This is a genomic window from Heliomarina sp. (assembly GCF_052826185.1).
Window position 1 is genome coordinate 21785 of the sequence record NZ_JBRBUI010000045.1, and the last position, 19948, is coordinate 41732.

The window sequence follows — 19948 nt, forward strand, 5'->3', positions numbered from 1 at the left end:
GCCGACAGCGCAACTGCTCTTAAATTATGCCAATCCGCGCTCTCAAGCGGCGGGAAGGTGCCGGTCAAGGCAATGGATTCCTAGAAACCGCTGATCCGGGGCAGCCATGTAGACAGGGCAGGAAGGAAGGTAAGCATCATCAGGACGATGAAATTGGCAAGGAAGAACGGCGGCATCTGTTTGATGAGGACCGAGGGTTTCAAGCCGACGGTCGAGGATACCACAAAGATCAGGCTGCCGACCGGGGGCGTAATCAGCCCAAGCGTCAGGTTGACGATGACCACGATGGCAAACTGGTCCGGTGCGATGCCAAGTGCATGGCTGATAGGTGCAAGGATCGGGACAAGGATCATCACGCCGGGCAGGGGGTCCATGAACAGGCCGAAGGCTAGAAGTAATACGTTGACCGCCAGCAGAAATGCCAGCGGGGCCAGATCCCAGCTGATGATCGTCTCGGCAAGGAATTGTGGAATACCCTCGATGATCAGAACCCAGGCAAAGGCACGGGCCGCGCCGAGGATCAGGAGAACGGCACAGCTTACAAGCGCGGCACGCAGGATGATTGCGGGCAGATCGCGAAGCCGGAGCGACCGGTAGATCACCATCCCGCAGAAAAGGGCATAGAACACCGCGATCACCGAGGCTTCGGTCGGGGTGAAGATACCGCAACGGATTCCGCCGATGATCAAAACGATCAATCCAATCGCCGGCATGGCGATAATGCTTGTTTTCACCATCTCGCGGCCCGACGGGCGCGGGGCGACGCTTCGGTAGTCGCGCTTGCGGCTGACGTACCAGTTGGCCGCAAGGTTCCCGATGGCAAGCAGCAGCCCCGGGATGACGCCCGCCATGAAGAGCGAACCGACGGAGACTTCTTCGTCCTGCAGCGCGTAGATGATCATCACGATCGAGGGCGGGATGATCGGCCCGATAACCGCGCTCGAAATGGTCAGGGCACCGGCATAGGATTTGTCATAGCCGCCCTTTTCCATCATCCGCACCATCATCGCGCCCGGACCGGCCGCATCGGCAAGGGCCGAACCCGAAATCCCGGCGAACATGGTCGAGGAGATTACGTTCGCATAGCCAAGCCCGCCGCGAAGGTGGCCGACAAACTGCGAGGCAAAGCGCAGAAGTGTCGCGGTGATCGCGCCGCCGGTCATGATTTCGGCGGCGAGGATAAAGAACGGGACGGCAAGCAGCGGAAAGCTGTCGAGCCCGGCGAACATCTCTTTGACCACGACGATGTTCGGGTAGCTGCTGCCAAGGCTCAGGGCCAGAAAGACGGAAATGGCCATCGCAAAGGCGACAGGAACGCCCAGCACCATGAGGCCGAACAGGGCGATAAAGAGGATCTCAACCATTGGCGGCCCCCGGCTGCGCATCCGCGGTCCCGTCAAGGCCGCGATAGGTGCCAGCCGTGACAAAGGCCCGTGCCATCAGCAGAAGATGCACGATCATGAGGGCAAAGCCGACGGGCATCGCGGCATAGATATATTGAAATGACAACCGCAGCGCCGGTGTCTTTTGGTACTGGCTCCGCTGCATGTATTCCCAGCCGACCTGTACCATGTAGGCGAAAAAGACTAGCAGGATCAAAAGGATGACGCTGCGCAGGATCATCTGCTTGCGGGAGCTGACCAGATCCTGAAGGTTCGAGATCGCGACATGGCCGCCAGTGCGCAGGGCCAGCCCGGCGCCAAGGAACGTCATCCAGATCATGAGGTAGCGGGCGGCTTCGTCGGACCATGAAAGCGAATGGTTCGTGGTGTAGCGCAGGGCGATATTCGCGCCGACGATCAGCGCCATCGCGGCAAGGCAACCTATGACCACGGCGGCATTCACCGCCACGAAAACACGTTCAGCTCTATGCATGATCCCTCTCGCGAAAAAGACGGACCGGCGTCGGGAACGCCGGTCCGCTTCGGGACGTGTGGATTACTCGGTAGCGGCGATGCTGTCGATCAGCTCCTGGCCGTACTGGTCGTAATACCCTTCATAGGCTTCCTCGACTGATGCGCGGAACGCAGCCTTTTCGTCGGCGGAAAGCTCATTCACTTCCATGCCACGCTCTTTCAGTGTTTCGACACCGCTCTGTTCGACGTCGTCGACAAAAGCGCGCATGGCGACAACCGCTTCGGTGGCGCCTTTTTCAAACGCTGCCTTGTCCTCGTCGCTCAGTCCTTCCCAGAACGGCTTGGAGACGAGCAGCATCGCCGGCGAATAGACGTGACCGGAGAGCGTCAGATACTTTTGCACTTCGTCCAGCTTGACGGAAACGATCACCGAAAGCGGGTTTTCCTGTCCGTCGATGGTTCCCTGCTGAAGCGAGCTGATCACTTCGGGCCATGCCATCGGGGTCGGGGCGGCACCCAGCGCGTTGAAAGCGGCGAGGTGGACGGGGTTTTCCATCGTCCGCAGCTTCATGCCTGCGACGTCTTCGGGAGTGTGGATCGCGTTGCGGTTATTGGTGATGTGGCGGAACCCCTGTTCGCCCCACGCCAGCGCAACCAGTCCTGCATCGTCGAATTTCGAAAGGATGTCCTGCCCGATCGGGCCGTCCAGAACGCGGCGCGCATGGCCGAGATCGCGGAACAGGAAGGGAATGTCGGTCACGCCGGTTTCGGGCACAAAGTTCGACAGGGTGCCCGTGGAAACGATCGTTGCCTCGACCGTACCGATCTGAAGGCCTTCGACGACTTCCCGTTCGCCACCCAGACCCGAGGAGGGAAAGTGGCGGAATGCGAATTTGCCATCGGTTTCGGCTTCGACGACTTCCTGCCATTTCTGGGCCGCGACGCCGTAATGCGATGTCGGTGCCAGGGCATAGCCGATCTTGACCTCGGTCTGCGCAAACGCAGCCGTGCCCGCGATACCAGCGAAGGCGGCTGTCAGGGCGATGGTCCGAATTTTGAAGAAACTCATGTGTACTCCTCCGGTTAACACGTTGCCCTTATGTCCTACCATGCGGGGAGAACCAAGAGGCGATCACCGGTAATTTCAAGGGATCGATCAGTTCTGCGAGAGGCAGAAGAGACAGTGCCATCGGGCGCTCTTGAACTGCATTGGATTGGCACGCCGCACGCTTTCCGGTGTCATGCCAAACAATAAAACAACGCTTGCGCGAGGCGACTACAACGCGGGCGACAACGCTTGGTACAACGCATGGTAAAGATCAGTCGCCCCGCATCCAGAAGGACGTCGAAAGGGGATGAGACCTCCTTGATGCCAGCGGATGCCAGAAACCGGTCGAGGACCGGTCAAGTGATCTTAGGAGTTCAATAATGTTCAAGGTTTTCACCTCGGGCGCGCTTTTCGTTTTGCTCGCCCAGACTTCTCTGGCGGCCCCGGCTATGTCCGACGCCGATGTGCTTGTCGATGACAGCGGCATGACCGTCTATACCTTCGACAAGGATACGAACGGCACCAGCAATTGCTACAACGGTTGCGCCGCTAGCTGGCCGCCGGTTATCGCCCAGGACGGGGCAGAAGCCAGTGCTGATTTTACCATCGTCAACCGCCGCGATGGCTCGGCCCAGTGGGTCTACAAGGGGATGCCACTTTATACATGGGCAGGCGATGCCAAGCCCGGCGACATGACCGGCGACGGTGTCGGCGGTGTTTGGCACGTGGTCAAGTGATTGACAGGGCGCGCCCATGTCGCGGCGCGCCCGCTTTTTCCAGTAAATGATTTTCATCCGGCAAAGTTTTTTTGAACCAAAGGTCTGACCCAAACGACCGAGGATTAGCGACGTCAGAAAGGCGTAGTGCAGCCTCGATATGGAGATTTAGAGATGACCGATTTTAATGTGACAAATCCCGAAGGCGCCACCGACGGTGACGATCTGATCCTCGGCAACGAACTGCCCGAAGCCATCGACGCGCTCGAAGGCGATGACCTCGTTCTGGCCGGTGGCGGCGATGACAAGGTGAGCGGAGGCGAGGGCGAAGACACCCTGCTTGGCGAAGAGGGCGATGATGTCCTGATCGGCGACCGGGGCAACGACACGATGGCTGGCGGCGCCGGCAACGATCGGATGATCTGGAACAACGGCGATGGCTCCGATATCATGGAAGGCGGCGAAGGCTATGACACCGCCGAAGCCAACGGGTCGGATACCGCGGGCGATGAATTTGAAATCGGCGCGGGCGAAAATGGTCGCGTGCTGTTTGAACGGGTCAATTTCGGGCAATTCTCGCTTGATATCGGATCGACCGAAAAGCTCGTCGTGAATGGCGGCGGTGGCGACGACATCATCACCGGTGGCGAAGGTCTGGCCGATCTCATCAAGCTCAAGGTTTATGGTGGTGAAGGCAACGACAAGATCACCGGCGGGGACGGCGACGACAAGCTGTTCGGCGACGAAGGCGATGACGTACTCGTCGGATTCCGGGGCGCTGACCTGATGGATGGCGGCGCGGGTAACGACCGCATGATCTGGAACAACGGTGATGGATCCGACGTCATGGAGGGCGGCGAAGGCCATGATACCGCCGTTGCCAACGGTTCTGACACGGCGGGCGACGAATTCGAAATCACCGCAGGCGAAGACGGCCGCGTCCGCTTTGAACGTGTGAATTTCGGACCGTTCTCGCTGGATATCGGCACCACCGAAGTGATGGAAGTCAACGGTGGCGGCGGTGACGATATCATCACCGGTGCCGAAGGCCTTGCCGATCTGATCAAGCTCGAACTGAACGGTGGCGCAGGTAACGACCGGATCACCGGCGGCGATGGCGACGACGTTCTTGATGGCGGTGACGGCAATGACGTTCTGGTCGGTTTCCGGGGCAACGACACCATGCTTGGTGGTGCCGGTCGCGACACGATGGTCTGGAACAACGGCGATGGTTCGGACATCATGGACGGTGGCAAGGGCAAGGACAAGGCCGTGGTCAACGGCTCCGATGGCGGCGGCGATGTCTTTGAGATCAAGGCCGGCGAAGACGGCACGGTCGATTTCGCCCGCACCAATTTCGGTGAGTTCACCCTCGATATCTCCAACACTGAAAAACTGGTAGTGCGCGGTCAGAGTGGCGATGACGTCATCACCGGCGGCGAAGGGCTTCAGGACCTCATCGACCTGAAACTCTTTGGCGGCGCCGGAAATGACCAGATCACCGGCGGCGACGGCAATGACGTGGTGAAAGGCAATGGCGGCAATGACGTACTTGTTGGCTTCAAGGGTGCCGATGTCATGAAGGGTGGCGGTGGCCGCGATACGATGATCTGGAACAACGGCGACGGCTCGGACATCATGAACGGTGGCAAGGGCAAGGATACCGCTGTCGTCAACGGCTCGGGCATCGACGATGTTTTTGAGCTCTCTGGCGATGGTAAATCCTTTGACTTTGCCCGCACCAATTTCGGTCAGTTCACGCTCGATATCTCCAAAACCGAAAAGATCGAGATCAACGGCGGTGCCGGTAACGACACCATCACCGCAACCGAGGACCTGTGGGAAAAGGCCAGGCTGTACCTCGACGGTGGCGAAGGTGATGACGTCATCACCGGCGGTAACACGAATGACCGTCTGGTTGGCGGCTCGGGCAATGATGTCCTGAACGGCGGCAGCGGTGACGATGTGCTGATCGGCGGCGAAGGCGAAGATGTCTTTGTCTTCAGCACCGGCACCGACCGTGTCGTGGATTTCGAACAGGGTGTCGACAGCGTCCAGATCGGCATTGATGCCGCGAACTTTGCGGAACTCAAGGATCACCTGAGCCAGGTTGGCGACGATGTCGTGCTCGAACTCGATAGCGGCACGATGATCTTCGAGAACCAGAGCCTCAATCAATTCGGCGCGGATGATTTCAGCTTCCTCGCCTGATAAAGAGCCCCCAAGTTGCCCCGAAATCTTTGGGGCGACGCAGATCCCGCCGACATGGTATGCCGGCGGGGTCATTTTCGTTAATGGATTGTCGCAGTCGCGATGCGAAAAGATGTGAAACCAGACCTGTGGGAGGTTCCGGTGACAGATGTAGACTTGGTGGCGCGGATCGGTCGCGGAGACAGGATCGCCATGAAGGAACTCTATGAACGGCATCAGGCCGGGCTGTATCACTTTGTCCGCATGAAACTGGGTGATGCGTTCGAGGCGTCCGACGTGATGCAGGACGCGTTCATGGAGGTCTGGCGCCGCGCCGACCGTTTCAAGGGACAGTCATCGGTCAAGACCTGGATCTACGGCATTGCACGTAACAAGGCGGTGGACCGGATCCGCCGGTCGACCCGCATGACCCTGCGCGAAACGCCAGATGATACCGTGCCGGATGAAACCCCCTCGGCGCTGGCGGTGATCGAGGCGACCAGCGATGCGGTGCGGCTTCGTGCCTGTCTGGAAAAGCTGACGGCGGCGCAGAAATCGGTGGTTCGGTTGACGTTCTTCGAGGACCTGACCTATCCCGAGGCCGCCGAAGTCGAAGGCGTGCCGGTCGGGACCGTCAAGACCCGCATCCACCACGCAAAAAAGCTCCTGATGCATTGCCTCACGAAAGGCGAAACACCATGAGTTCGAATTCAGTCTGCCTGGGTGCTTTCGACGATCCCGCCGCTTTGCGAGAACCGCTCGGTCGCGGCATCGCGGGCGGCTTCATCCGCGAACCCGATACGCCACAGCCCCAGCGCGCTGGGCCCGCTGATGATCTGGCCGCCGGTCTCGACGAGCAGGGCGCGGATCTCGGCTTCGGTGGCGCTGGTGGTAAAGGCCACAGTCAGGGCAGGGCCATCCGCCGTGCTGCCGGTCGCGGTTTCGTATCGCGCTTCGCCGTCCGGCATCACCAGCGGCGCGGCCACGAACTGCCAGAGCGCAATCGCCGCCACCGCGCTGGCCGCCGCGATCTGCCAGACCGGGCGCGTCGACAATACGGGCGCGGTTTTGCCCTCGGCGTCGATCTGACGTTCCAGCCGTGCCCATCCCAGCGCGCCGGGCGCGTTCTCCCGCGTGGTCTCGCCAAGAACGCCCCGGGCGGCCTGCATCAGGGCGATATCGGCCGCAAGTTCGTCATCCGCCTTTGCCGCCGCTTCGATTTCCTGCGTCTGCTCCGGAGAGCTGCGCCCTGCGATATAGTCGAGCAGGTCTTCGTCGCTGGGTCTCGGCTGATGCGTGGCCATTGGCTGTGTCCTTGTCTGAGCATGGGCGAAACTGCTGCCCTTGTTCCTTGGTCGCATAATATGCCCGATCGGTTCATCCGCGAGGGCAAAAAAATTCCGATTATGTGAAATGCTTCACCGATTTCAGCAAAGGATTAAGATATGATCCGTTCTTCCCTTTTTACTTTCTCCCTTTTCCTGGCCGCCCCGGTCATTGCACAGACCTTTGTTCTGGACCCTCCCGCGCCCGAATTCATCGCGGCGGATGCAGGAGATCTTTACAACACGACAACCCTTGTGGTTCTGGCCGGTGACGCCGAAACGGCGGACCGCCTGATCGCGGCGACTCCGGCCTACGAATTGCTCAGCCGCGAGAACCTGACCGGCATCGGTGAGGAAATGCTGGTCTTTCGCCTGCCAGAAGGTGTCACCGGCAAAGAGGCCATTGGCGAAATGGAGACGCTCGAGCCTGGGGTCACCGCAGGCGTCAACCACGCCTACCGTGCACCGCCGCCCGCCGAATTGCCGGAGGGTCGCGAGTATGCAAACGGGTTGATCGGCTGGCCGCAGCAGGGCTGCGCGGCGCAGGTGCCGATAGGGATCATAGATACCGATATCGCCCCCGATGAGACCGGGCTCGCCCGCGCGAACATCACGCGCAAACAATTCGTGGGCGAGGGCGGTGACAATGGTCACGGCACCGCCATTGCGGAACTGATCGGCGGTCCGGGGCGGTTGACGGACGCCAATATCTTCCACGCCGCAGTCGTCGGGCCGGTAGAAGGGAAATCGCCCGCCGCTGGCGTTGATACGCTGGTTCGGGCCATCGACTGGCTCCGTTCCAATGACGTGCGTCTTGTGAACGTGAGCCTTGCTGGCCCCTATAACAAGATCCTCGACCGCGCCTTGCAGGCCGCCGCCGCGCGCGGAATGGTTATTGTCGCCGCCGCCGGGAATACCGGGCGCGAGGGGCCACCCCGCTATCCGGCAGCGTTCAAGCAGACCATTGCGGTAACGGCGGTGGATGCGGCGCTCAAACCATATGAAAAGGCACCCGAAGGCCGGCATATCGATATCGCCGCACCGGGTGTCGACGTCTTTGTGCCACAAGGCGAAGGCAAGTACCTGTCTGGCACTTCGATTGCTGCGCCCTTCGTGACATCCATCATCGCCGCCGATCCGGTCGCCTCGGGGCTTGGCGATGCGACCAAGCTGCGCGACTGGCTTAGCGACGGCGCGCGTGATCTCGGGGTTTCCGGCCCCGATCCGGTGTTTGGCACGGGTCTGGCCCAGCCGGGAAGCGCTTGCCGCAAAGAGTGATCAGACCTCTTTCGCGCTGACCGCCCCATGTTCCTCGCCGCGCCCTGGCGCAGCAGCTTTCCAGCGGTGCCAGACCAGAACCAGAAGCGTGAGAGCGATGCCAGCCCCGCTCAGCATCGGCTCTTTCTGGATCACCAGCAGGGCCAGAGCCAAGCGGAGCACGGCCTCGCCCCGGTTGATCCCCCGCGTCTCGAAGCGAGCGAGAACGGTGGCCAACAGATAGAGCGCGATGGATATCTTTAGCGATATCCAAGCAAGGTGAACGGGATGTACCTGACCGTCGAGCCCGTCGAGATACCGTGACGCACCCGAGATCGGGTTGAGCTGGGCCGCCTCGATCAGCAAAAGCTCGGGGTAGAAGGCAAAGATAAAGGGGATGACAAAGATCACGACCCCGGCCTTGACCGCCGCGAACCCGGTGCGCAGCGGATCCGCCCCGGTGATGGACGACGCGGCAAAGGCGGCGACGGCAACGGGCGGGGTGATGGCCGAGGCGACGGCAAAATAGAAGATGAACATGTTGGCGGTGAAATCCGCGATGCCCAGCCCGACCAGCATCGGCCCCATCAACAGCGCCACGTTGATGTAAGCGGGAACCGTGGGCATGCCCATGCCAAGGATGATCGCCATCACCATCGTCGCGAAAAGCGCGACGAACAGGAACAGCGGGCTGTCCCCGATGACGCCGCCGGAACTGCGTAGCCAGCCAAGGATGTCGACCGCTATGTAGTTGGAAAGACCGGTAACGTTCAGGCAAAAATCGATTACTGAAACGGCAAGGAACATCAGGTAAAGGCGGCTCACGAGGATGCCCGCATCGGCGAGCGCCGAGACGATCTGACCGGGCGCGCGGCGGATTTCACGATCAAGGAAGAACAGGATCAGAAGCAGGGCGGCGGCCCACCATCCCGCCGATCCCGCGTCGCCCGCGGAATTCTGGATCAGCTCGAGCAGCCAGGGCAGGTTTTCCGCCCGGCAGCCGTTTTCGGTGATGATCTGCGTCACGCCCCATAGGGCCGAGAAGGGTCCGCAGCCTACGGCCTCTTTCGGGGTCAGGAGAAGGGCGAGGATCAGCATGATCGGCAAGAAGATCATCATCAGGTGAATGGTGTCTTCACGTGTGAGGCGCATGTCTTCAGTGGCCTCGCCCACGGCCTCAATCCCTTGTTTTCGCGCCTGAAATACGACCGTGAGGAAGAGGCAGCCGAAATAGGCGAGGGCGGGGAGAGAGGCCGCGATGATGACCTCGCGATAGGGCACGATGGTCATGGCCGAAAGCACAAATGCCGCGACGCCCATCACCGGCGGCATGATCTGCCCGCCGGATGAGGCCGCCGCCTCGATCCCGCCGGCGAAGGTGCGGTTGAAGCCGCGCCGCAGCATCATCGGGATGGTCAGAACGCCGGTCGAAAGCACGTTGACGACCGGGCCGCCAGAGATGGTGCCAAAGAGGGCGGAGCTGACAATGGCTGCATGGGCCGGACCACCACGGAGCCGACGGGTCCAGAGAAAGGCGATTTTGATCAGCGACCGCCCCCCGGCGGAGACGCCAAAGAGAGAGCCCAGCACGATATAGGGAAAGACCGTGTTCATCAGGATGCCCATGAACCGGCCAAGCAGCCCCTGGGCGTTGTTTACAAGGATGTCCTGCATGTTCGGACGCCCGTCGATCAACTGGCGCGGCTCGCCGCCCAGCTTGGTGACGAGGTATTTGTTGATGTCGTCCGCGCCGAGGAAATACCAAACCATAACCGTAATCAGCGTATAGCTGGCGATCAGGATGGCCACGGCCACCAGCGGAAAGCCCCAGACCTTGACGTTATAGCCGAGAAACACACCGATGGCGCAGGCCATGAGCGGGAAAATCCAGATGCCCAGCGTGTTGATGCAGCTTGGGTCGTCGACCGAGTTCGGGGGCGGCAATCCCATCGTCTCGGCGAACTCGATTTCCTCCTGAAGCGCGCGGGCGATCAGCTCGGCACGTTCGCCGGTGAACTGATCGATCAGGCAGACGGAGTCGATTTCGATCAGGTAGGCGAGGGCGACCAGAATGGACGTCACCACCAGTGCAGCATCCATGCACAAGCCGTACACCACCTGTACATCGGATTTGCCATTTTCGCGGAAATCGCGGGCAAAAGAGTTCTCGATGGCGACGATAGTCATCATCACCACGAAGACAATCGGGAAGAGGTATTCGTAGGGAAACCGCCGGATCGTCACGCCGTCGCCAAAACTGGCGGTGACCCAGCCGTCAAGGCCCGGAAAGGCGGGCATCGTGTTCAGCAGCCCGGTGAGCACCAGCAGGAACCCGAGCAGGAAGGCGAATTTGCGCAGGCCGGTGCGTTGGTGGGGAAGCAGCTCGGATGACATGGGCGGGCTCCTTGCCGAAATTGGCCGGGCGAAGAATACCGCCCGGCTGGGGGCTGATGCCTACTTGGCGCAGTCGGGCACGGTCACGCCGGCCTCTTCCCAGGCGGCGATGGCGCCGGGGTGGTACTTGACCGGGTTGATGCCGCAAAAGCCCGACAGCTTGGGATCAAGGATGCCGACGCCGACGTTTTTCATGTAGGCGGTCTTTTCTTTCAGCTGCGGAATGGTGCGGATGTATTCGGCGGTCAGCGCCTTGGCCATGTCGTCGGACATGTCCTTGTGGACCACGTCGGCAAAGGCGGTGCCCAGACCGCGAAAGGTGTTGTCCTCGGATTGAAGCCTTATGCCCTTGCCATCCTCATAACCCATCTCATCCCAGCCGATTACGATTGGCACGTTCCCCGGCGCGTTGAAGATTTTCTGATAGGCTTCGCTTTCGAAAACGTCCTTGGGCGTCGAGACCATCACCACGTTGCCCGCCGCCTGCATCGTCACCGCGCGGGCCGAAGGGAAGGTGAGCGGAAAAACAAACGCATCCATCGAGCCATCGACCAGCAGGGTCGGCAATTGCCCCCAGTTCGCCTGATGGCCGGTGTAATCCTCTCCATCCTTGAAACCGGCGGCCAGGAAGATCGCCTGCCGTGCGTTGACCAGCGCGGCGCCGCGCGGCGGGCCGTTCCAGACGTTCTTGCCCTTGAGCTTGTCCCAGCTGTCGATGCCTTCGCTTTCCAATGCGATCAGCCCGTAAGCCCCCGCGTTGTAGGGGTAAAGCGCGCGCAGGTTGGCGGCTTTTTCAGCCCCCGCCTCGCCCAGTTTGGAATAGGGGCCGCGCCCTTTGGACATCAGGAACCCAAGGATCAGCGGCATGGCCGAGATGTCGGTGCGCCCCTCGGCGACGTTCAGCACCGAATTGGTCAGCGTCTGGCCGTCCTGCACCTGAAGATCCGCGATACCGGCGGCGCTGGCGACTTCGGCCAGGTGCAGGATCGAGGCGTGCGGGCTGTTGCCCGGGCTTGAGGTTTCGGCGGTCAGGTTGCTTTGGGCATGGGCGGCGGAGACCGCGAGCACGCCGGACAGGCCAAGCGCGGCCAGCCCTCTGGTCAGTTTCGTCATTTCGTTCCTCCCTCATGACATAGGCGTCAACGACCGCTCCCCACGGTCTTGTGTCGTGTCCTATGGGCGTTTCGGCCCGCTCTTCATATCCGGCGCCTTGCGGCCCCGGTATTTCGTGGTCAGTTCCAGCGGGGTGTCATTTTCGTCATAGACGCCAATGACCACGCCGCGCCGGCGCGTCTTGGTGCGCATTTCGATCAGCTGCTCTTCGCTGCGGGTGGTGCGCTGCGACTGGCGGCGCGTCCACGCAAAGAGCTTATCATACATGGTGGCAATGACCTTTGCATGATCCTCGCTGTCGCCGAGATCCGTCAGCTCATCGGGGTCTTTTTCGAGGTCGAAGAGCATGGGGCGATGGCCGCCTTCGAAATGGATGAGCTTCCATTTCTTGTTGGCGACCATGAACATCACCGCCTCGCGCACGCCGATATTGTTCAGATGTGCGATGGGCGTGGCCGAGAAATCGTATTCGCAGATCACGTAGTCGCGGAGCGTGTCGTCGCGGGTGCCGTGCAGGATCGGCAACAGGCTTTCGCCTTCGAGGATGTGCATGGCTGGTTTTTCGCCGGTGACATCGACGAATGTCGGAGCGAGGTCGATACATTCGACCAGCGCGTCGCAGGTGGTGCCGCGGGTGGCGTCGGCCTCATCGGACGGGTCGTAGATGATGAGCGGCACGCGGGTCGAACTGTCGTGGAAAAAGGTCTTTTCCCCCATCCAGTGATCGCCAAGGAAATCGCCGTGATCCGAGGTGAGCACGATCATCGTGTCCTCCATCTGGCCGGATTGCTTCATCCACTCGAACAGGCGGCCCATCTGGTCGTCGGCCTGCTTGATGAGGCCCATATAGGCGGGGATCACCGCCTCGCGCACGTCCCGCCGCGAAAAGGTCTCGCCGACTTTCGTGTCCATGAAGGCCTTGAAGATCGGATGGGCGTTCTGCCGTTCCGCATCCGAGCGCACGACAGGACGGATATGTTCGGAGCCATACATGCTCGCATAGGGTTCGGGGACGATATAGGGCCAATGCGGTTTGATATAGGACAGGTGGCAGCACCATGGGGCTGCGCGATCGGTCATGAACTCGATCCCGCGCCCGGTGAGATAGGGGGTTTCGCTGTCCTCCTCGGCGATATTGGCGGGTTCGGGGGAGTTCTTCAGGAACCACCCCGAGAGCACGTTGCCATCCGCGTCCAGCCCGGAATTCGCAAAGTCATGCCAGGGGTTGTCGCTTTCGTAACCCTTGGCGGTGAGCCACTTGTTGTATTCCTTTGCGCCGTCGGGATCGTATGATCCGTCGGGCCCCTCGGGCAACATACCATCGTCGCGTTCAAAGACGTCGAAGCCGCATTCCGCGACCCTTGCGCCGATGATGCTGTCGGGGGCGAGGCCAAGCCTTGCCATGCCTTCTTCGTCCGCGCGCATATGGGTCTTGCCGACCAGCCAGCAGTCCATGCCCGCCTTGCGCAGGTGGTCGCCCATGGTCATCTCACCGACCTTTAGCGGGATGCCGTTCCAGCTTGCCCCGTGGGAATGCACATAGCGTCCGGTATAGGTGGACATGCGGGAACTGCCGCAGATCGGCGACTGGATATAGGCGCGGGTAAAGCGCACCCCGCGTGAGGCCAGCCAGTCGATATTGGGCGTATGAAGATGTTCATGGCCATAGCAGCTCAGGTAATCCCACCGGAGCTGATCGAACATGATGAAAAGTATGTTTTTTGCTTTTGCCAAGCTGCTCTGCGCCGGCGCGGTTCATCTTGCCCGATGGGCAATGGTTGAACGCGCCGGTCCTCCCTCCGTTGCGATTCCCTGTTCAACCTACGGAAGGGAGGGCCTTTTGCGAAATAGTCATTTGGTTTCGGGTATATCGATTTCGTTATGCTGTTGGTCGCGAACTTCTTCGCGGATCGACTCGATCAACAGCTGGGCAGGCGCTGAAAGCTGTCGGCCCGCCGGAGTGGTGATGCCAACCGATCCTTCGAGTTCACCGCGCGCAAAGTCGAGCCGGACCACGCTGCCGTCTCGCAGCTCGCGCCGCATTGCGCCGAGAGGCTGGCAGACGATCGCATCGCTCTGGGCGAGATAGGCGCGGGCGAATTCAAAGGAAATCGTCTCGATCAGGTTGCTGAAGCGGCTGATGCCTTCGGCAATTATAAAGCGGTCGATTTCCTCGCGGATGATGGTTTCGACATTGGGCAGGATGACCTCGTGCCGGTCAATATCCTGTATTGTCAGGGATTTGCTGGTGGCAAGCGGGTGGCCCTCGCGCACGAAAAAGCAGAGCGGTTCAGAGAAGAGATGCTCGAAATGCATTCCCTCCATGTGTTTGGCGGCCAGCAACCGGCCAAAGCCGAAATCCACGTCGCCTTTGGCGAGATATTGTTGCAAGCCCCCGCCAGTGTTCGGAAGAAAGCGCAGATCGACCTCGGGGTGAAGTTCTTTGAAGCGGCGCACCGCGCCGGGCATCACCACGCGCACCACATTGGGCAGCACGTAGGCGGTGACGCGTTTTTCCGACATGCGCTGCTGCAATGCTTCGACGCCCCGGTCAAGCTGGCTCATACCGTTGGCGACATAGGCAAAGAGCGTTTTGCCGGCGGCGTTCAGGGACAGTCCGGTGGGGGTACGGTCGAAAAGAACCATGCCCATTTCATCCTCGAATTCGCGGATCGAGCGCGAGACGCTGGGCTGAACCGTCGCGAGCGCATTGGCCGCGCCGGTCACGCTGCCATGCTGCGCGACCGCGAGGAAACAGCGCAGGTGGCGCATTCTAATCCGGTTCGTTGTCATCTGAGGGCCTTTCGGGGGCAGGGAGGCAGTTTTTTCGTTATAGCCTTTCGGCCCCTGTGCAAAAGTGTGGCTGCCGCACAGGTCGGGGTTTCAGCAGTTTTGAGCAAAAAATTGTTTGCATATGGATCGACTGTGATACGTTTCACAGACCCTTGCCCCTTAGCCTTCTAAACAGGCGCCATATTTCGGCTTCCTGCGAGGTTTTTGAGCCCGGGCCGAAAATGTTTGGGACCGCCGCATGTCGGAATATTAGGGGGCTAATATTGTCGCGGTCCATGGTGAATTTTCCCGGCGTCCAAGTGTATCGAATTCGCAATTTTCTGCATTTCCAGTCGCGGTTTTAGCGCATTTTATCGAGGAATATTACCATGGGCACCCAGCTTGATCTCTATCTGAAGAACTCCGCCGCGCATCTGGACAGGCTCGATACGCTGGGGACCGCAACCAAATACCTAGATCGCGGGATGACGGTGGGGTCGACGGTCGCGGGGCATTACAAGAAGACCGAGAAGTCAGTCGAATACACAAAGAACTCAATCTATTATATCGACAAGGTGCTGACGGTTGTCGGATTTATCTCTCCGCTGAAAACGCCGACCAAGGCGTTGCAGCGTGTTCTTGACCGGGTCGAAAAGCCGGTCAAGGAAGTCGACAAGAAAATGGATGCGATCAGCGAGAAGGAAGATACGTCTGATCTTACGCCGGGCGGAAACAAGAAGCTTTACGAGAATGTCGAGACCGGCCTGAAAGACGCCTCGGTCGTTGTAAAGGCTGCCCGCGACAGCATCACCTTGCAAACGCGGCAGGTGGAAATCGCGGTCGCGGCGCTGAATAACTTCAAGGTGGCGTTGGCGGTTGCGACGGTTACCGACAACGTCGCGTGGAAGGGTGAGTTCACCGCGCTGAACACGGCGGTCGAAAAACAGTTGCAGGCGCGCAATGAGTTGATCGCAGGTCTGAAAGCCGTCTTCGACGACATGATGGCCGAGATCGACGATTTCGTCGCGATTTTCGAAGATATCAATTTTGAAAAGATCCTTGGCCAGTTCATCGACATGGAGGCGATCTACAAGGCCCTGGAGGTACTCAAGAAACCGCTGGATGCGGCGGCCGTTCTGATTGACCCGATCATGCCGCTCTTGAATGCGGTCGACGCGCTGGTAGGGCTGATCGTCGATCCGGTCATCGATTTCATCATGGAGACCCTGAAGCTCGACACGGTGCTGGACAAGGCGCAGGAGCTGTTCGATGCCTTGATCCCATCCTTTGACCTGCTGGAAAAGATGGAAGCCCTGCTTCAGCCGCTGAAGGACTTCCTGCTCGAATACGCGATAGACGCGCTGGGCGCGATCCCGTTCCTCGACGTGGCCGAGAACGCATTCTTTGGCGATGTGGTCGGCACGCCCGACAAGGGTCCGACAGGCTGGGGTAATGATGTCGCCAATGTGCTGGAAGGCGATGACGGCGACGATATTCTCGACGCGCTGGGTGACCGGGATAAGATATTCGGCCATGGCGGCAATGACATCCTAATTGCCGGGGCCGGTTCAGACATCCTGAACGGCGGCGCGGGCAATGACATGTTCTATTTCGCGGCGAGCTTCACCGAATACGAGCTGTCGCGTGATCCTGACAGCGGCAATATCATCGTCAGCCATGTAAAGCCGTCGGATGCGGAAAACAGCACCGGCGTTGATGAGCTGGTCGATATGGATGACGGGGATCACGTTGTCTTCACTGACGTTTCCTTTACCGGCAAGCAGCTGAAGGAAGCGATCATCGGCGGGTCGACCCTGAATGGGGATGACAAGGACAACCTAATGTTTCTCAATTCCGACGGCACGCCGGTCAACGGGTTGCACGTGGCGAACGGGTTCGGCGGGGATGACCAGATCTTCGGGTCCACGGAGAACGACCAGTTGAACGGTGGCGATGGCGATGACCTGTTGCTGCCCGGTCTCGGCGATGACGAGGCCAATGGCGGCGCGGGAAGCGATACCTTTCAGGTGCTTTCGGGGGCAAACCGCGAGATGGTGGTCAGCCTGCTGGCTGGCACCGCCTTTGGGCAGGGGCGCGATACGCTGACCTCGATCGAGAACGTGATCGTGACCGCTGGTCAGAACCACGAGGTCGAAGGCAACGATGACGCCAACGCAATCTATACCGGCGACGGGATCGACGTGATCTCGGGCCGGGGCGGCGATGACATGATCGATGCGGGGGGCGAGGACGACTACATCGTCGGCGGCGCGGGCAGTGATGTGATCATGGCGGGCGGCGGCAATATCGACGTGATGATCTCGGGCAGCGCGGCAAAGGCCGGGGTCAGCGATCTGTACCTTGGGGGGGACGGCTATGACGTGGTGTCCTACACGAGCAGCTCCAACACCATCAAGTTCGACGTCAGCGATCAGAGCGACGACCCGCGCATCCTTCAGACGCTCAAGGATTACATGAGCGATATCGAGGATAGCGGCCCGGTGGAGATCCGCGCGGGCGAGCACAGGATTATCCGGTTCGATGACGCGGGCAAGGAAATCACGAGCGATTACACGGTCGAGGTCGAAGGGTTCATGGGCTCGGACAAGGATGATGTGCTCTACGGCGATCCGGGGGCGCGGATGCTCCACGGGGCTGGGGGCAATGACACGATCCATACCGGCGGGACGCAGAATATCTATGGCGGCGATGACGACGACCTTATCCTTGTAGAGAATGTCGAGGGGGGATCGACCGCGCTGCAAGTCTATGGCGGGAACGGCTCCGACACCATGTCGCTCGATGCGGTGGGAGAGGCGCGCTGGTTCTACAAGGTGGAAAGCGCTATCGCGCTGACGCTCAAGGCGTTCAGCACCTCGGTCGAGGGTGATGACCTGCGCAACACCAGCAACGCGTTCTTCTCGATCAAGCCTTACGGGGTCGAGACCATCTCGCTTGGGAATTTCGCGGATCATGCGATTTACGCGCCGGGCGGAAGCCAGACCGCCTATTTCGACCTGATGGGCGGGGATGACCGGTTCGACGGCGAAAACGGTTTTGCCGATGTGTCGGCGGGCGATGGCAATGACACGGGCGATTTCCGCAAGGGCGGCGGTATTTTCCGCGGCATGGCCGGGGAGGATTACGCGATCTTTGGGGATTCCTCGAAAGAAAACCGTGCTTTTATGGGAGCGGATAACGATCTCCTTCAGATCCTTCGGTTCAGGGGCCATGCGGACGGGGGAGGTGGATATGACCGGATTTCTTTCGATCCGAGTTTCCAGTCCTATATTGTTGCCGATCTTGCGGCGGGCACGGTCGAGTCTTTCAAGGGCGTCGTGACTAATAACTCTGATCAGGTCGGCATGACTCTTGAGAATTTCGAAGAGCTGATCGCGACCGAATACAATGACGCTATCACCGGCAGCGAGCGTGACGAGCAGTTGATCGGGCGCGGGGGTGCGGATGATATCGACGGGGCCGGCGGCAACGACAAGATTTATGGCGGCACCGGCAATGACGACTTGAAGGGCGGTGACGGCGACGACCTTTTGCATGGTGGCGCGGGTAACGATGACCTCGACGGGGGCGATGGCAGCGACACCGCCTCATTCGTCTGGGCGCGGCCCGGCGGCATGGAGGGCGAGTTGTTCGCCGATGTGTTCACTGGCGTCGAAGTGAACCTGAGCGCCGGCACGGCGACGGGGGCGTTCGGGTCAGATACGCTCACATCCATCGAGAACGTGATCGGGACCGGCGCGGATGACGTCCTTCAGGGGGATAGCGGCAACAACCTCTTGTCCGGCGGCAATGGTGACGACGAGATTTACGGCAACGATGGGGACGATGTGCTGGTCACCGGCCGGGGCAACGATCTTGCCTCTGGCGGGGCGGGGGATGACACCATCGTTGTGGGGCTTGGCAATAAGACGCTTTTGGGTGGGGCGGATTTCGACACGCTCGACTTCGGGACGGTCGACGGTGTCGTGACTATCGATTTCGGCGCGGGCACCTATGACGCAACCTTTGTCGACGAAGTGCCGCGCTGGCTTGAACGGGATCAGGACGGCGACGGGGTCGAGGAAAGCGACGGTACCGAGGCACGGATGTTCGGCGGCGTTTCGATGACTCCGCAGGATGTGCTCGAGACGCAGGCGAGCTATGCCAATGGCGCCGAAGATCTGGCGCGGGTGCTGCCGGGTATCGACGATGACGAGTTCGACGATTTCCAGATCGATTTCGTCAAGGTCGATCAGGGCGCCGTTGGGACGTTTTCAGGCATCGAAAAGGTGATCGGTGGGTCGAGCGGGTCCAACATCATCCTGACCGACGCAGTGAACCGTTTCGACGGGCGTGTTTCCAAGCAGGATGTGATCGACCTGACCAGCAGTTCGGTTGCGATGACCTATAATCTGCGTACCGGGGCCAATGACATCAAGCTGCTGGTCGGTGACGATGTGACGGGCATCGAGGGTCTTTGGGGCGGGTCGCAGAACGATACCTTTATCGGGGACCGCAGCGCCAATATGTTCACCGGCGGCGATGGCAACGACGTCCTGAAAGGTGGCGGCAACAAGGATGAGCTTGACGGGGGGCAGGGTGCCGATGTGCTGCGCGGCGGTGGCGGCAAGGACACGGTCGTTGGCCAGAAAGGCAAGGATACGCTGGTCGGCAACGGTGGCAATGACGACATGAGCGGCGGCGGCGGCAATGACACCATGAAGGGTGGCGGCGGCAATGACCGGATGGATGGGGGCAAGGGGCTTGATGTCATGCGTGGCGGCGGTGGCCGCGATACGATCTCGGGCGGCAAGCAAAGCGATACGATCAAGGGTGACAAGGGCAATGACCGGATCGACGGTGACGGCGGCAAGGACGATCTGAAAGGCGACGCCGGCGATGACCGCATCAATGGCGGTAGCGGACGTGACCGGATCGACGGCGGATCCGGCGATGACGAGATCCACGGCGGCGGAAGCCGGGATGCCATCCTCGGTGGGCGCGGGAACGATGATCTTTACGGTGACGGCGGCCCGGACCGGTTCGTCTTTGCCAAGCGTGACGGGCAGGACGTGATCCATGATTTCGAGGGCGGTGTGGATCGGATAAAGCTGCTGGGTGCGTCGGCCGATGACGTGCGGATCACCACGCTGTCGGGTTCGACACTGATCGAATACGGGCGCGGCGATACCATTGAGATCGCCGATTTCACTGGTGTGATTTCCATCGACGATCTGCTTTAAGTCGCCGATTTCGCCCCTTGCGACAATTCGCGGG

General features: G+C 60.4%; 13 protein-coding genes. 5 read left to right on the forward strand and 8 right to left on the reverse strand.

Features of this window, described 5'->3' with window-relative positions:
* Positions 1 to 80: 80 nt before the first annotated feature.
* The 3 genes from ACU0FH_RS12390 to ACU0FH_RS12400 all read right to left on the reverse strand — a co-directional run bounded on the left by ACU0FH_RS12390 (position 81) and on the right by ACU0FH_RS12400 (position 2925).
* Positions 81 to 1364, reverse strand: a complete 1284-nt coding sequence (locus ACU0FH_RS12390) for a TRAP transporter large permease (protein ID WP_446194898.1) — start codon at positions 1362 to 1364, stop codon at positions 81 to 83.
* Positions 1357 to 1875 (reverse strand): TRAP transporter small permease, encoded by a 519-nt coding sequence (locus tag ACU0FH_RS12395; protein WP_446194899.1) that lies wholly within the window; start codon positions 1873 to 1875, stop codon positions 1357 to 1359. The genes ACU0FH_RS12390 and ACU0FH_RS12395 overlap by 8 nt, the downstream gene beginning before the upstream one ends.
* Positions 1876 to 1938: 63 nt before the next feature.
* Positions 1939 to 2925 (reverse strand): TRAP transporter substrate-binding protein, encoded by a 987-nt coding sequence (locus ACU0FH_RS12400; protein ID WP_446194900.1) that lies wholly within the window; start codon positions 2923 to 2925, stop codon positions 1939 to 1941.
* Positions 2926 to 3284: 359 nt separating this feature from the next.
* Between ACU0FH_RS12400 and ACU0FH_RS12405 the strand changes: the two genes are divergently transcribed.
* The 3 genes from ACU0FH_RS12405 to ACU0FH_RS12415 all read left to right on the forward strand — a co-directional run bounded on the left by ACU0FH_RS12405 (position 3285) and on the right by ACU0FH_RS12415 (position 6512).
* Positions 3285 to 3641, forward strand: coding sequence for a COG4315 family predicted lipoprotein (locus ACU0FH_RS12405; RefSeq protein WP_446194901.1), 357 nt, complete (start codon positions 3285 to 3287; stop codon positions 3639 to 3641).
* A gap of 153 nt (positions 3642 to 3794) precedes the next feature.
* Positions 3795 to 5831 (forward strand): calcium-binding protein, encoded by a 2037-nt coding sequence (locus ACU0FH_RS12410; protein ID WP_446194902.1) that lies wholly within the window; start codon positions 3795 to 3797, stop codon positions 5829 to 5831.
* Positions 5832 to 5972: 141 nt separating this feature from the next.
* The gene (locus ACU0FH_RS12415) at positions 5973 to 6512 is read left to right on the forward strand and encodes an RNA polymerase sigma factor (RefSeq protein WP_446194903.1); all 540 of its coding nucleotides are present in this window, start codon (positions 5973 to 5975) and stop codon (positions 6510 to 6512) included.
* 8 nt (positions 6513 to 6520) lie between these two features.
* Here the strand turns inward: ACU0FH_RS12415 and ACU0FH_RS12420 are convergent, their stop codons facing one another.
* Positions 6521 to 7114 carry a hypothetical protein gene (locus ACU0FH_RS12420; protein ID WP_446194904.1) on the reverse strand — a complete coding sequence of 198 codons (594 nt, stop codon included), beginning with the start codon at positions 7112 to 7114 and terminating at the stop codon, positions 6521 to 6523.
* Between the two features lie 141 nt (positions 7115 to 7255).
* Between ACU0FH_RS12420 and ACU0FH_RS12425 the strand changes: the two genes are divergently transcribed.
* Positions 7256 to 8413, forward strand: coding sequence for a S8 family serine peptidase (locus ACU0FH_RS12425; protein WP_446194905.1), 1158 nt, complete (start codon positions 7256 to 7258; stop codon positions 8411 to 8413).
* Here ACU0FH_RS12425 and ACU0FH_RS12430 read toward each other — a convergent pair whose 3' ends face one another.
* From ACU0FH_RS12430 to ACU0FH_RS12445, 4 genes are all read right to left on the reverse strand, one after another.
* On the reverse strand, positions 8414 to 10786 hold the full coding sequence (locus tag ACU0FH_RS12430) for a TRAP transporter permease (RefSeq protein ID WP_446194906.1): 2373 nt from the start codon (positions 10784 to 10786) through the stop codon (positions 8414 to 8416). It lies immediately after the preceding gene.
* A 60-nt stretch (positions 10787 to 10846) separates the two neighbouring features.
* Entirely contained in the window at positions 10847 to 11899 is a 1053-nt protein-coding gene (locus ACU0FH_RS12435) for a TAXI family TRAP transporter solute-binding subunit (protein WP_446194907.1), read from the reverse strand.
* Positions 11900 to 11959: 60 nt separating this feature from the next.
* Positions 11960 to 13633 carry a sulfatase-like hydrolase/transferase gene (locus ACU0FH_RS12440; protein WP_446194908.1) on the reverse strand — a complete coding sequence of 558 codons (1674 nt, stop codon included), beginning with the start codon at positions 13631 to 13633 and terminating at the stop codon, positions 11960 to 11962.
* Positions 13634 to 13750: 117 nt separating this feature from the next.
* Positions 13751 to 14692: a LysR substrate-binding domain-containing protein gene (locus ACU0FH_RS12445; protein WP_446194910.1), complete on the reverse strand. Its 942-nt coding sequence runs from the start codon at positions 14690 to 14692 to the stop codon at positions 13751 to 13753.
* A gap of 368 nt (positions 14693 to 15060) precedes the next feature.
* Between ACU0FH_RS12445 and ACU0FH_RS12450 the strand changes: the two genes are divergently transcribed.
* On the forward strand, positions 15061 to 19914 hold the full coding sequence (locus tag ACU0FH_RS12450) for a calcium-binding protein (RefSeq protein ID WP_446194911.1): 4854 nt from the start codon (positions 15061 to 15063) through the stop codon (positions 19912 to 19914).
* The last annotated feature ends 34 nt before the right edge of the window (positions 19915 to 19948 follow it).

Excerpts from the sequence above, each read along its gene's own strand:
- ACU0FH_RS12405 (WP_446194901.1), top strand. The coding sequence starts at position 3,285 with ATGTTCAAGGTTTTCACCTCGGGCGCGCTTTTCGTTTTGCTCGCCCAG.
- ACU0FH_RS12435 (WP_446194907.1), bottom strand. The coding sequence starts at position 11,899 with ATGACGAAACTGACCAGAGGGCTGGCCGCGCTTGGCCTGTCCGGCGTG.
- ACU0FH_RS12410 (WP_446194902.1), top strand. The coding sequence starts at position 3,795 with ATGACCGATTTTAATGTGACAAATCCCGAAGGCGCCACCGACGGTGAC.
- ACU0FH_RS12390 (WP_446194898.1), bottom strand. The coding sequence starts at position 1,364 with ATGGTTGAGATCCTCTTTATCGCCCTGTTCGGCCTCATGGTGCTGGGC.
- ACU0FH_RS12395 (WP_446194899.1), bottom strand. The coding sequence starts at position 1,875 with ATGCATAGAGCTGAACGTGTTTTCGTGGCGGTGAATGCCGCCGTGGTC.
- ACU0FH_RS12425 (WP_446194905.1), top strand. The coding sequence starts at position 7,256 with ATGATCCGTTCTTCCCTTTTTACTTTCTCCCTTTTCCTGGCCGCCCCG.
- ACU0FH_RS12450 (WP_446194911.1), top strand. The coding sequence starts at position 15,061 with ATGGGCACCCAGCTTGATCTCTATCTGAAGAACTCCGCCGCGCATCTG.
- ACU0FH_RS12430 (WP_446194906.1), bottom strand. The coding sequence starts at position 10,786 with ATGTCATCCGAGCTGCTTCCCCACCAACGCACCGGCCTGCGCAAATTC.
- ACU0FH_RS12400 (WP_446194900.1), bottom strand. The coding sequence starts at position 2,925 with ATGAGTTTCTTCAAAATTCGGACCATCGCCCTGACAGCCGCCTTCGCT.
- ACU0FH_RS12445 (WP_446194910.1), bottom strand. The coding sequence starts at position 14,692 with ATGACAACGAACCGGATTAGAATGCGCCACCTGCGCTGTTTCCTCGCG.
- ACU0FH_RS12420 (WP_446194904.1), bottom strand. The coding sequence starts at position 7,114 with ATGGCCACGCATCAGCCGAGACCCAGCGACGAAGACCTGCTCGACTAT.